Origin of the sequence: Bradyrhizobium sp. CSA112, from assembly GCF_029051645.1 — a bacterium.
Lineage (GTDB): Bacteria > Pseudomonadota > Alphaproteobacteria > Rhizobiales > Xanthobacteraceae > Bradyrhizobium.
On the sequence record NZ_JAACFS010000021.1, the window covers coordinates 1 to 13,167 of the forward strand.

Annotated in this window: 8 protein-coding genes; 6 read left to right on the top strand and 2 right to left on the bottom strand. The window is 63.7% G+C overall.

Annotated elements, in window-relative coordinates; genetic code table 11:
* Window positions 1-206: 206 nt before the first annotated feature.
* Window positions 207-965 carry a GntR family transcriptional regulator gene (locus tag GWE18_RS27290; protein ID WP_275188778.1) on the bottom strand — a complete coding sequence of 253 codons (759 nt, stop codon included), beginning with the start codon at window positions 963-965 and terminating at the stop codon, window positions 207-209.
* A 200-nt stretch (window positions 966-1,165) separates the two neighbouring features.
* Between GWE18_RS27290 and GWE18_RS27295 the strand changes: the two genes are divergently transcribed.
* The 5 genes from GWE18_RS27295 (at window position 1,166) to GWE18_RS27315 (ending at window position 8,963) form a co-directional block, all read left to right on the top strand.
* Window positions 1,166-2,038 (top strand): ABC transporter ATP-binding protein, encoded by an 873-nt coding sequence (locus GWE18_RS27295; protein ID WP_275188779.1) that lies wholly within the window; start codon window positions 1,166-1,168, stop codon window positions 2,036-2,038.
* Between the two features lies 1 nt (window position 2,039).
* Window positions 2,040-2,816: an ABC transporter permease gene (locus GWE18_RS27300; RefSeq protein WP_275188780.1), complete on the top strand. Its 777-nt coding sequence runs from the start codon at window positions 2,040-2,042 to the stop codon at window positions 2,814-2,816.
* A 48-nt stretch (window positions 2,817-2,864) separates the two neighbouring features.
* Window positions 2,865-3,890: an ABC transporter substrate-binding protein gene (locus tag GWE18_RS27305; RefSeq protein ID WP_275188781.1), complete on the top strand. Its 1,026-nt coding sequence runs from the start codon at window positions 2,865-2,867 to the stop codon at window positions 3,888-3,890.
* 99 nt (window positions 3,891-3,989) lie between these two features.
* Window positions 3,990-5,432 carry an amidohydrolase family protein gene (locus GWE18_RS27310; RefSeq protein WP_275188782.1) on the top strand — a complete coding sequence of 481 codons (1,443 nt, stop codon included), beginning with the start codon at window positions 3,990-3,992 and terminating at the stop codon, window positions 5,430-5,432.
* 204 nt (window positions 5,433-5,636) lie between these two features.
* Window positions 5,637-8,963: a carboxyl transferase domain-containing protein gene (locus GWE18_RS27315; protein ID WP_275188783.1), complete on the top strand. Its 3,327-nt coding sequence runs from the start codon at window positions 5,637-5,639 to the stop codon at window positions 8,961-8,963.
* An 805-nt stretch (window positions 8,964-9,768) separates the two neighbouring features.
* On the opposite strand, the gene GWE18_RS27320 is transcribed toward GWE18_RS27315, so the two are convergent.
* Window positions 9,769-11,397 (bottom strand): NAD(P)/FAD-dependent oxidoreductase, encoded by a 1,629-nt coding sequence (locus GWE18_RS27320; RefSeq protein WP_275188784.1) that lies wholly within the window; start codon window positions 11,395-11,397, stop codon window positions 9,769-9,771.
* A 171-nt stretch (window positions 11,398-11,568) separates the two neighbouring features.
* On the opposite strand from GWE18_RS27320, the gene GWE18_RS27325 reads away from it, so the two are divergent.
* Window positions 11,569-13,167, top strand: coding sequence for a GMC family oxidoreductase (locus GWE18_RS27325; protein WP_275188785.1), 1,599 nt, complete (start codon window positions 11,569-11,571; stop codon window positions 13,165-13,167).

The window sequence follows — 13,167 nt, forward strand, 5'->3', positions numbered from 1 at the left end:
CACGGGTGTTACCCAGGGGGTATCGGGCGACATCGCCGCGCGCTTTGGCCGGTGGCCACCGGCCAAAGCGCTCAGTCGCTTCCATCGCACATTTTGCTCAATGGGCAGATACAAGGGGGTACAGGTCCATCAACGGGCCGCAGCGCTCGCGGAGAGAGCCCCTCACCCCAACCCTCTCCCCGCAAGTGCGGGGCGAGGGAGAAGCCCTACCGCGCCCGCACCACCTTCGGCATCTTCACCACGCGGCCGCCTTCGCTTTCTTCCGCATAAGGCGCCAGAATATCCAGTAAATCGCGGCCACGCCGCGGCGCAGGGGCTACCAGCGCGCGGCTGGCCACCGAGTCCAGGTGGCTATGCATCAGGCTCATCACCTTGGCTTCGTCGCCCTTGACCAGCGCGGCGATGATCGCGCGGTGCTCGTTGATCGCGCATTCCGACGAATGCGGGCGGCTGTAAAGCGATAGCGTCAGGCAGCAACGATAGGCGACCTCGCTGACGTAACGCACCAGGATCGGGCTGTTCGTCATGTTGGCGAGCAGGATGTGGAATTCCGTCGCGAGCCTGATCGATACCGCATCCGAGCCGTCTCGGGCGTGGTCTTCGGCGTCGACATGGGCGTTCAGTTCGGCGACCTGGCTCTTGGTCAGCTTGCCGGCGAGCTGGCGCACCACCAGGCGTTCGAGCTCGATCCTGATATCGAAGGCATCGCGCGCTTCCTGCCAGCTCGGCGTCGCCACGACGGCAATCCGGTTGCGCCGAAGTTCGACGAGACCTTCCGCCGCCAGTTGTCCCAGCGCATGCCGCGCGATGGTGCGGCTGACGCCGAACCTCTCTCCAAGCGAATCCTCAGGCAGTTTGGCGCCGGGCTCCAGCGCCTGTTCGATGATGGCGCGGCGCAGCGCGCGGCAGATCACGCCGACCTTGTCGGACGGTACGGCTGACTTGCTGGCGGAGCGGGGCGCCATCGGCGAATCCTGGGGGAAGTGCTTCGGATGGCGTCTCTTATCACAATTGTGCACCGATTGAGCGCCTCAATTGCATGCAGTTTGACGGGCTAACTGCACAAAAGGAATCCGCGGATCTGGTGGGCTTGCCGCGATCCCATTGATTTAACAGGCGGGTTTTGCTGGCATCCGGCTTGCATGCACTTCCAGCCATGATGCGCATGCAACCATATTCCGAATTCCTGATATCGCCGGTTCCGGCTTCCGTCGCACCCATTGCCATCGAGCTCTCGGAGGCCTCGGTCACCTTCGGCCGCGGCCCCCGCGCGGTGCCGGCCCTTTCCACGACGACGCTGCGGATCGCCGACGGCGAGTTCGTCGCTCTTGTCGGGCCTTCCGGATGCGGCAAGTCCACCATCCTGCGGCTGGTCAGCGGCCTGGTGCAGCCGACATCGGGCGTGGTGATCGTCGGCGGACGGGAAGTGGCGGCGCGTGCATTGCGCGTCGGCATGGCGTTCCAGAATCCGACCATGCTGCCCTGGATGACGATCGAGCGGAACATCATGCTGCCGCTCAAGATCGTCGAACCGTTCCGCTCGCAATTCCGCAAGCTGCGCAAGAGCGAATTCCGCGACAAGGCCAATGCGCTGCTGGAGCAGGTCGGCCTCAAGGGGTTCGGCAACCGCTACCCCTGGCAGCTTTCCGGCGGCATGCTCCAGCGCGCCAATCTGTGCCGCGCGCTGATCCATGAGCCGCGCATGCTCTTGCTCGATGAGCCCTTCGGCGCGCTCGACCAGTTCACGCGGGAAGAGCTGTGGTCGATCCTGCAGGACCTCTGGATCGCCCACAAGCCGACCGTGCTGCTGGTGACGCACGACCTGCGCGAGGCGGCGTTTCTCGGCAGCCGCATCTGCGTGATGAGCGCGCGGCCCGGCCGCATCCTCGACGACAGCCGCGTCACCTTCGAGAGGCCGCGCACGGTCGCGATGACCTTCGAGCCGGATTTCGTGGCGCTCAATCAAAAACTGCGCGCGTTTATCGAGGATGCCCGAACAGCATCCAAGGACGCCTCGGCAGCACACGGAGCGGCCTGACATGCCCGAGCTCGATTATCGCCAAAAAGCCTGGTCGGCGGGACTGATCGTGCTGTTCTTCGTCGCCTGGGAATTGTTCTGCCTGATGACCGGGATGTCCGACCTGGTGTTGCCGCGCCCGTCACAGGTGTTCGTCACGCTGTTTGAGAAATTCCCGATCCTGTGGCCGCACATCCTGCAGACGCTGGCGACCACGATGATCGGTTTCGTGCTCGGGGTCGGCCTCGGCGTCGTGCTGGGCGCGGTGATCGGCGTTTCAAAGACAGCTTACGATACGGCCTATCCGTTGCTGGTGGGCTTTTCGTCGATCCCGAAAGTCGCCGTGGTGCCGATCTTCGTGCTGTGGTTCGGCTCCGGCACGGTGCCGGCGGTGCTGACTGCGCTGTCGATCTGCTTCTTCCCGATCGTGGTCAACATTGCGACCGGGCTCGCGACCACCGAACCCGAACTGGAGGACGTGCTGAAGGCGCTCGGCGCCAGCAAGCTCGACATCCTCTGGAACGTCGGGCTGCCCAGAACCATGCCGTTCTTCTTCGCCTCGCTGAAGGTCGCGATCTCCTACGCCTTTGTCGGTGCGGTGCTTTCAGAGACCGTGGCATCGAACCGCGGCATCGGCAACGTCATGATGACGGCGTCCTCGAATTTCAACGTGCCCTTGGTGTTCGCCGGCCTGTTTGTACTCGCAGGTCTTGGCGTCGCGCTCTACGTCGTTTTCTCAGCTATCGAGGGCCGCGTCACCGGCTGGGCCACCCGCAAGAACGACATGATCGCCACCTGAACGAAGATTTTTCCAACCGTCATTCAACCCTTATCGAGGAGACCCGCGATGTTAGCCAGAATAAGTGCCGCGCTGTTGGGAGCTGTCCTGTTTGCCGGCGCCGCCAACGCCCAGGAGACGACGATCAAGTTTACGCTGGGTTGGAAAACGCAAGGCAGCGATGCGGCGTTCTTCTATGCCAAGGACCACGGCTACTTCAAAGCGGAAGGCCTCAATGTGGTGATCGACCAGGGCGAGGGCTCGGGCGCGACCGTGACGCGCATCATGTCCGGCGCCTATGACGCGGGCTTCGGCGACGTCAACGCCATCATACAGAACGCTTCGACCAAGCCGCAGGACGCGCCGGTCATGGTCTACATGATCTGGAACCAGCCGCCGTTCGCGATCGTGACCAAGAAGACCAGCGGCATCAACACCATCAAGGATTTCGAGGGCCATACGCTCGGCGGCGCGCAGGGCACGCCGACGACGCGGCTGCTGCCGGTGTTTGCGCAAAAGAACAAGCTCGAGGGCGAGAAGATCAAGATTTCCAACATGGCGCCGAACCTGCAGGAGCCGATGCTGATCAAAGGCGATATCGACGCGGCGCTGGTGTTCAACATCACGAGCTACTTTAACCTCGTGCTGAACCGCCAGGATCCCGACAAGGATTACAAATGGTTCCAGTTCGGCGACTACGGGCTCGATCTTTATTCCAACGGCGTGATGGTCTCGCGCAAGCTATTGGCGTCCAATCCGAAGGCCGTCGCCGGTCTCGTCCGCGCCGTCAACAAGGGCATGATCGCGATCGCCAAGGATCAGAACGCCGGGATGAAGGCCGCGGTGAACTACGATAACCTGATTAACGTCGACGTCGAGAAGCGCCGTCTGCAATATTCCTTCGACAAGCTGATCGTCTCGCCCGAGATGAAGGAGATCGGCGTCGGCGACGTCAAGGACGAGCGCATGGCCCGCGCCATCGGTATCATCGTCGAAGGCTATCAGCTCGCCCGGGCGCCGACGCCGGCGGAGATTTTCTCGCGCGAGTTTTTGCCGCCGCGCACGGAAAGGGAGCTGGTGTATACGGCGAATTGAATGTTTCCGTCATTGCGAGCGAAGCGAAGCAATCCATTCTTTCTTTACGCTGCGGGATGGATTGCTTCGCTGCGCTCGCAATGACGGGGAGGGTGCGTCATGATCACGGACGTTGTTGCGTACAGCCTGTTCTCCGGCCCCGACCGCAGCCTGCTCGAAAACGTCGTGCTGCGGCACGACGGCGGAACCATAACCTCCATCTCCGCCGGAGTGCTTCCCGCCACAAGTCGGCGCTCCCTCATCCTTCCCGCCTTCGTCAATGCCCACGACCATGCGCGGCCGACCGCGTCATCGTTCGGCGCGGTCGGCATGCCGCTCGAAAGCTGGATCCTGCGCTCCGCGCTCGGTACGCCGGTCGATCCCTATCTGACCGCAGCTTCCGCGCTGGCGCGTTCGGCGCGCGCCGGCTGCGCTGCCATGATGATCCATTACACCCGCCCGAGCGGCACGATGCCGCTGGTGGAAGAGGCCGGCGCGATTGCGCGCGCGGCATCCGATGTCGGCATCCGCATTGCGTTTGCGCTCGCGGTCCGCGACCAGAATCCGGTCGTCTATGGCGATGAAGAACCCGTTCTCTCCGGCCTCTCCAAAGACGATCGCGGCACGATCGAGCAGATGTTCGTCCGCGCGCCGATGTCGCCGAAAGCCTATGTCGAGCTGACGGACGCGATCGCTACCGCCATCGCTGGTCCCAAGGTCGACGTGCAGCTCGGCCCGGCCGGCGTGCAGTGGTGCTCAAAGCCTCTGCTGGAGGCGGTCGCGGAGAATTCGGCACAGACCGGCCGGCGCATCCACATGCATCTGCTGGAGACCGTCTATCAGCGCGCCTGGGTGGACCGGCATTTTCCGGATGGTATCGTCCGTTATCTCCGTGATATCGGCTTCCTGTCGGAGCGGCTGACGCTGGCGCATTGCATCCATGCCCGCCCCGATGAAATCGAGATGATTGCCACTTCCGGCGCGCGCATCGTCACCAATTTCTCCTCCAATCTTCATTTGCGCTCCGGCCTCGCGCCGATCGCCGCCGCGCACCGATGCGGCTGCGCCATTGCGGTCGGCGTCGATGGGCTGGCGCTGGACGAGGACGACGACATATTGCGCGAGATGCGGCTGGTGCAGATGATGCACGGCGGCCTCGGCTTCCAGCGCACCTGGACCGCTTCCGAATTCCTCGCGCTCGCGATCGCCAACGGCCGGAAGGCGACCGGCGCGCCGGGAACGGGGGCGCTCATGTCAGGCGCGCCGGCCGATTTCGTCACCATCGATCTCGACGGGCTCGATCGCGACCAGATCATGCCGGTCGACCCCATCGATCTCCTGTTCGCGCGCGGCAATGCCTCTCTTCTGCGCGACGTGGTGGTGGATGGACGGCTGATCGCGAGGGACGGCCGCTGCACCGGCGTCGATCTCCCCGCGATCGAAACGGAGCTGCGCGGGATCTACCGCGCCGGCGCCAACAGGCTCTCCGGCTTTCAGCGTGTCTGGCCGCAGCTTTCGGGCTCGCTGCAAAGCTGGTTCGAAGCGCAACTGGACTGCCGGTAACGGTAGCGCGCCGCGCTGTCTGTGAATTCCGTAATGCGGGACGAAATTCCGCTTGCACAGAATCTCGGCAAGGGTTGTTGTCCAGCAACAAGAAACTGAGGCGGGCGGCCGCATCGTGCTGCCGATTGGGGTATGAGGAAGCAAGCGGGGCGAGGTGCGCCGATGGCCCATTCATTACGCTCTGACGTCCAAACGGAATCGTCCATGTCTTTCCACAAGCTGCTGATCGCCAACCGCGGCGAGATCGCCATCCGCATTGCGCGCGCGGCCGGAGATGCAGGCCTCGCCACCGTCGCGATCCATTCCGCCGACGATGCCCTTTCGCTGCATATCCGCGCCGCCGACGCGGCCCATGAAATTCCCGGGCGGGGCGCACGGGCCTATCTCGATATTGAGGCCGTGATATCGGCCGCCAAAGCGACCGGGTGCGACGCCGTGCATCCGGGCTATGGCTTCCTCAGCGAGAACGCCACGCTCGCCCGGCGCTGCATCGAGGAAAGCATCGTCTTTGTCGGGCCGTCGCCGGAAGCGCTCGACCTGTTCGGCGACAAGGCGCGGGCCAAGGCGCTGGCAAAACAGTGCGGCGTGCCTGTTATCGAGGGCACCAGCGGGCCGACCAGCCTGGAAGAGGCAAGGGCCTTCCTCGAATCGCTCGGCGAGCGCGGCGCCATCATGATCAAGGCCATCGCCGGCGGCGGCGGGCGCGGCATGCGCATCGTCGATGACGCGGGCAAGCTGGAGGAAGCCTATGCGCGCTGCCAGTCCGAGGCGATGGCGGCCTTCGGCAGCGACGGCGTCTATGTCGAGCGGCTGATCCGCAATGCCCGCCACATCGAGGTGCAGATCATCTGCGACCATTACGGCGCGATCAGCCATCTCTGGGAACGCGAATGCACCATCCAGCGCCGTAACCAGAAGCTGATCGAGATCGCACCGAGCCCGTCGCTGAACGACGCCTTGCGCGGGCGCATTATCGACGCCGCCAAGGAACTGGCTGCGGCTGCGAACTACGACAATCTCGGCACCTTCGAGTTTCTCGTCGATAACGACGCCAGGACGTCGGATAAGGCCTTTGCCTTCATCGAGGCCAATCCGCGGCTGCAGGTCGAACACACCGTCACCGAGCAGGTGCTCGGCCTTGATCTGGTGCAGTCGCAGCTTGCGGTCGCGGCCGGCGCCACGCTGGGCTCGCTCGGCCTCGCGCAAGGGTATATCCCCCGGCCGCGCGGCTTTGCGATGCAGCTCCGCGTCAACATGGAGGTGATGGACGAAACTGGTGCGACCCAGCCGACCGGCGGCTTACTCGCGATATTCGACCTGCCGTCCGGGCCCGGCGTTCGCGTCGATACGTTTGGATACTCCGGCTACCGGACCAGTGCCGCCTTCGATTCGCTGCTTGCCAAGGTCATTGTGCATTCGCCGGGCGGCAATTGGACCGACGTCGTGCACAAGGCCACGCGTACGCTGCGCGAGTTCCGGATCGGCGGCGTCGCCACCAACATCTCCTTCCTCGCGGCGATCCTGGCGCATCCGGATTTTGTCGAGAACCGCGTCAGCACGGGCTTCATAGAGGCTCATGTCGCTGATCTCGTCGGCGAAGCCAGGAGGACGGTCGAGGCGACCGCCGAGACGGCGTTGATCGAATCCGGCGCCGCGGCTGACGGCGGCGTGCCCACGGTCGAAGTTGAGACGGCCGGGCCTGAGGGTTCGGTCGCCGTGCCGGCGCCGCTGCAAGGCACGATCGTAGCTATTGACGTCAGGGAAGGGGACCTGGTCCGGCCCGGGCAGCAGATCGCCGTGCTCGAATCCATGAAGATGGAGCATCTGGTGGCCGCGCCTCATGGCGGCCGGGTGACGAAGGTCGCGGCTGAGGCCGGCGTGACGCTGATGCAGGACGAGGCGGTCCTCTATCTGGAGCCGGCCGAGATCGACGCCCATGATGTCGCCGAGGAAGAGGACGTCGATCTCGACCACATCCGCCCCGATCTGGCCGAGCTGATCGAGCGCCGCGCCATCACGCTGGATGAAAACCGCCCGGCTTCGGTCGAGCGCCGCCGCAAGACCAACCAGCGCACCGCGCGGGAGAACGTCGCCCATCTCGTCGATGACGGCTCGTTTGTCGAATACGGCTCGCTCGCCATCGCCGCCCAGCGCCGGCGGCGCACCGTCGATGACCTCATCCGCAACACGCCGGCCGACGGCCTGATCTCCGGCGTCGCTACCGTGAACGCCGAAAAATTCGGCGCGGAAGCCGCGCGCTGCATGGTGATCGCCTACGACTATACCGTGCTGGCCGGCACGCAAGGTCATATGAACCACAAGAAGATCGACCGCATGCTGAGCCTTGCCGAGCAATGGCGGCTGCCCCTGGTGTTCTATGCCGAAGGCGGCGGCGGCCGTCCCGGCGACACCGACCGGCTCGGCATGACCGGCCTCGACGGGCCGTCCTTCGTGCAGTTCGCAAAGCTCTCGGGGCTGGTGCCGGTCATCGGCGTCGTATCAGGCTATTGCTTTGCCGGTAACGCCGCGATGCTCGGCTGCTGCGACGTCATCATCGCTACCAGGAATGCCTCGATCGGCATGGGCGGCCCCGCCATGATCGAGGGGGGCGGCCTCGGCGTCTACCACCCGGCCGAAGTAGGCCCGGTGTCGTTCCAGTCGCCGAACGGCGTCATCGACATCCTGGTCGAGGACGAGGCGGAAGCGACGGCTGCGGCGCAGAAGTATCTGTCCTACTTCCAGGGCACGGTTGCCGACTGGAAAGCGCCGGACCAGCGGCTGCTGCGGCGGGCGATCCCGGAAAACCGCCTGCGGGTCTATGATATTCGAACCGTCATCGATCTTCTCGCGGACGAAGGCTCGGTTCTGGAGATACGTCGCGATTTCGGCGTCGGCATGATCACCGCCTTCATCCGCATCGAAGGAAAACCGTTTGGCCTGATCGCCAACAACCCAAAACACCTCGGCGGCGCGATCGATGCGCCGGCCGGCGACAAGGCCGCACGCTTCATGCAGCTCTGCGATGCCTTCGACATCCCGCTTCTGTCGCTGTGCGATACGCCGGGCTTCATGGTCGGCCCCGAAGCCGAAAAGACTGCGATCGTGCGCCATGTCGCGCGCATGTTCGTGACCGGTGCGAGCCTCACGGTGCCGCTGTTCGGCATCGTCCTGCGCAAGGGCTACGGCCTCGGCGCGCAGTCGATGATCGGCGGCGGCTTCCACGCCTCGTTCTTCACCGTGGCCTGGCCGACCGGCGAGTTCGGCGGCATGGGCCTGGAAGGCTATGTCCGGCTCGGCTTCCGCAAGGAGATGGAAGCGATCGAGGACCCGGACGAGCGCGAGGAGTACTACCAGGCCAAGGTCGCCGAACTCTACGCCAACGGCAAGGCGGTCTCGATCGCCTCGGTGCTGGAGATCGACGAGGTGATCGATCCCGCCGACACCCGGCACTGGATCATGTCCGGCCTGCGTTCGGTGCCGAAGCCGGAAGCCCGCACGACGAAGAAGCGGCCGTGTATCGATGCGTGGTAGTGAACTCTGGCCGTCATTCCGGGGCGCGCGAAGCGCGAACCCGGAATCCATTTCTCGACAAAGTATGCAGCACAATGGATTCCGGGCTCGATGCTGCGCATCGCCGCGGAATGACAGCGGCAAACTGCGACCAATTGGCACGACAGGCAAATCACCAAAAGCCTGTCCAGCCCCTTTTGCAAAAATATTCTGCTTTCGTTCTCACCCAAATCACCGGCATAACTCCGCCCGTCTCACGGCAGATGAGGGGCGCTCGCGATCGTCACGACCGTGCAGTGAGATGCAATGGACGCTGATGGCGCGCTAGACATACGCGCAGGAAGCGTACGGCGAAGTCGTGTGGTTCGGGCGCCGCGGTGCTGGCGCTAAGTCCTAGAGAAGCGAAGCTTCTCGGGGGCGACGGAGGCAAGAAAGCCGTTCTCCGGGAAGAGCACGAAGTAAGCCGTAAAGCCATTGCGCAGGGAAGGCCGGAATGCTCCAGCTGCCCTGTATGCTCGTGTGCATTTTTGTTTGCGCAAATCGCACGCGAGACCGCGGGTGCAGCAAGCACCCGGTCTTCCCTGCGCCCTCTGATTTCGAGGAGGGCAACGAAGATGCAAACCTCGGGCGAAATGCGCTGCGAGAACGAGAAGGCGCATCAGCTCTTTGAAGATTGAATCCGAAAGGTCTTCCGTCGTCCCTGCGAACGCAGGGACCCATAACCACCGGCCACAATTGCCTTGTGAGATCGTTGTTGTTTTGCCTTTTTCAACAACAAAAGCCGCGGAGTATGGGTCCCTGCGTTCGCAGGGACGACCGAGACAGTTCAAACCAGCCGCAACTCCGCATACCCCTTCGCCGCCACCTCGTCGCATCGCGCGCGGTACGCCGGTGCACTGCCGCTGTAGCGGGCGACGATACGGGTCTGCTTGCCTTCGACGTTGGAGTTGATGCCGGTCATCCAGGAATTGACCTCGTTGGACAGCAGTCCCTCGCCGAGCGCCTTGACGTGGTCGGTCCAGGATTTCATGCCCTCGGGCGTCGCCTCCAGCCGCGTCAGCTTGTTGTCTATCGCAAACCTGATAAGCCCGGTGACCCAGTCGACGCTGTACTCGATGCTGCGCGGAATGTTGCCGAGCGCGGTGTGCGGCCCCATCAGCATCAGCATGTTCGGAAATTCGTGGACCATGATGCCGAGATAGGTCTCCGGGCCGCTCTTCCATTTATCCTTGAGCCGCACACCGCCTGCGCCGCGAAAATCGATCTTGTCGAAGCTGCCGGTGATGGCATCGAAGCCGGTCGCATAGATGATGATGTCGAACGCGTATTCCCTGTCGCTGGTCCTGATGCCCCCAGGCGTGATCCGCTCGATCGGCGTTTCGTTGATATCGATCAGCTCGACATTGTCCCGGTTGTAGACCTCGTAATAGAAGGTCTCGAGCGGCAGCCGGCGGGTGCCAAAACCGTGATTTTTTGGGATCAGCTTCTCCGCCACCGCCTGATTCTTCACGCGCCCGCGGATCTTGCGCGCCACGAAGTCGGAAATCGTGGCGTTCGCCTTGCGATCGATCAGGATGTCGCGGAAATTGCCCTGCCAGATACCGAAGCCGCGCTCGGCATAGAGCTTTTCATAAAACGCCTCGCGCTCCTCGTCCGAAACCTCGAACGCGCCGCGCGGGTCCGGCGTATGCAGGAAGCAGGCAAAGGTCTCCTTGCAGCGGGCAAACATCTCGGGATAGCCCGCCTTGATCTTCACTTGCGTCGCGGCGTCTATCTTGCCGTTGTGCAGCGGTGCGCACCAGTTCGGCGTGCGCTGAAACACGGTGAGATGGCCGACCTGTCCCGCAATGGTCTGGATGGTCTGCACGCCGGTCGCGCCGGTGCCGATCACGGCGACGCGCTTGCCGGCGAAGTCGACGGGCTCCTTTGGCCATCGCGCAGTGTGGAAGGAAGCGCCCCTGAAATCGTCGCGTCCCTCGATCCTCGGCAGCGTCGGCGTCGAGAGAGGTCCGATCGCGGTGATCAGGAAACGCGTGTCGAAGCGGCTGCCGTCTTCGATCGTGATGGTCCAGCCTCGCAAGTCCTCGTCGTAGGCCGCGGCCGTCACCCGGCTGCGAAACTGGATATCGCGGCGCAGGTCGAACTTGTCGGCGACGTAATTGAGATAGCGCAGCGTTTCCGGCTGGCCGGCGAAATGCTCCGACCACTCCCATTCCTCCAGCACCTCCTTCGAAAACGAATAGCCGTAGGAATAGCTCTCGGAATCGAAGCGCGCGCCCGGATAGCGGTTCCAGTACCAGGTGCCGCCGACATCGGTTGCTGCCTCAAACACCCGCACGCGAAAACCCTGTTCGCGCAGCCGGTAGAGTTGGTACAGGCCCGACATGCCCGCGCCGACGATGATGGCGTCGAAATCCGGAATTGGCGTCGCTCCCAAGCGCATGTTTGGGAGCAAGGCTATCCCGTCTCGTGCCGGCGAACAAACCTGTATCAAGGCGCGGCAGGGTTGCAGGTTTGTCCCACCAAGCCCGCCTCGCTCAGCTTTACTGCGGGCCGCATCTGCCCCTATCGTGGAACACAGACCGCCCTTAAGGCGACGATAGTTCAGGGAGCGAAGCGAACCACAATGAACGATCCCGTTGACGTCCTGATCATCGGCGCCGGCGCGTCCGGCGCGGCGGTGGCATGGAGCCTGGCCGAAACCAAGATGCACATTCTCTGTCTCGACCAGGGCGGCTGGATGAAGCCGTCGGAATATCCGAGCACCGGGCGCGACTGGGAGGCCAAGTTCTACGGCGAGTGGTCGACCAGTCCGAACATCCGCGGCCGGCCCGAGGACTATCCGATCAACGACGATAATTCGCCGATCAAGGTCGTAAACTTCAACGGCGTCGGCGGCTCGACCGTGATGTACACCGCGCATTGGCCGCGGCTGCACCCCTCCGATTTCAAGGTGAAGACGCTCGATGGCGTCGCTGACGACTGGCCGATCGATTACGATGCACTGACCCCGTTCTTCGAAGAGAACGACCGGATCATGGGCGTCTCGGGCCTGTCGGGCGATCCGCTGTCGCCGCTGACGCATCCGCCAATGCCGCCGCAGCCGCTCGGACTCTCCGGCCCGCTGATCGGCAAGGCCATGAACAAGCTCGGCTGGCACTGGTGGCCGTCGGACACCACGGTCGCGACGATGGATTACGAGGGCCGGGCGCGCTGCATCAATCTCGGCCATTGCACGCCGGCCTGCGCGCAAGGCGCAAAGGCCTCGACGGATATTACCTATTGGCCGCAGGCAATCCGCGCCGGCGTCGAGCTCAAGACGCATTGCCGCGTGCGCGAGATACTGACCAACGAGCACGGCATGGCCTCCGGCGTCGTCTATTACGACAAGGATGGCGTCGAGCAGTTCCAGCCGGCCGAAGTCGTCATCATCGCCTGCAACGGCGTCGGCACGCCGCGGCTGCTCTTGAACTCGGTTTCCGGCCGCTTCCCGAATGGCCTGGCCAATTCATCAGGCCTGATCGGCAAGAACCTGATGTTCCATCCCTACGCGCAGATCTACGGCTTCGTGAAGGAGCCGACCGATAGTAACCGTGCGCCGCCGACCTGCCTCTGGAGCAAGGAATTCTACGACACTGATCTGTCGCGCGGTTTCGTCCGCGGTTACGGCATCCAGTTCGGCCGCGGCGCCGGGCCGGTGTTCGAAGCTGTCGCGAGCGAGCAGAAAGGCATTTTGCCGTGGGGCGCGGATCATCACCGCGTGTTCCGCAGGCTCAATGGTCATCGCCTTGCGGTCTCCGCGATCTGCGAGGATCTGCCCGAGGAGCACAACCGCGTCACGCTCGATCCGGTGCTGAAGGACAGCCATGGCATACCCGCGCCGAAGGTCGACTACACGATCAGCGAGAACAGCCGGAAGATGATGGAGCATGGACTGGCGCGCGGCCGCGAGATTCTCGAAACCGCCGGCGCGACCGACATCTGCATCAACAACCCTATACCCTGGGGCGGCTGGCATCTGCTCGGCACCGCGCGGATGGGCACTGACCCTGCGCGCTCCGTGGTCAACGAATGGGGCCGCTCGCACGACGTGAAGAATCTCTTCATCGTCGACGGCAGCGTGTTCGTGACCTCGGGCGGCGTGAACCCGACCTCGACCATCCAGGCGATCGCGCTCTACGTCGCCGACCAGATCAAGCAACGCCTTGCCAACCTCTTCGACTGA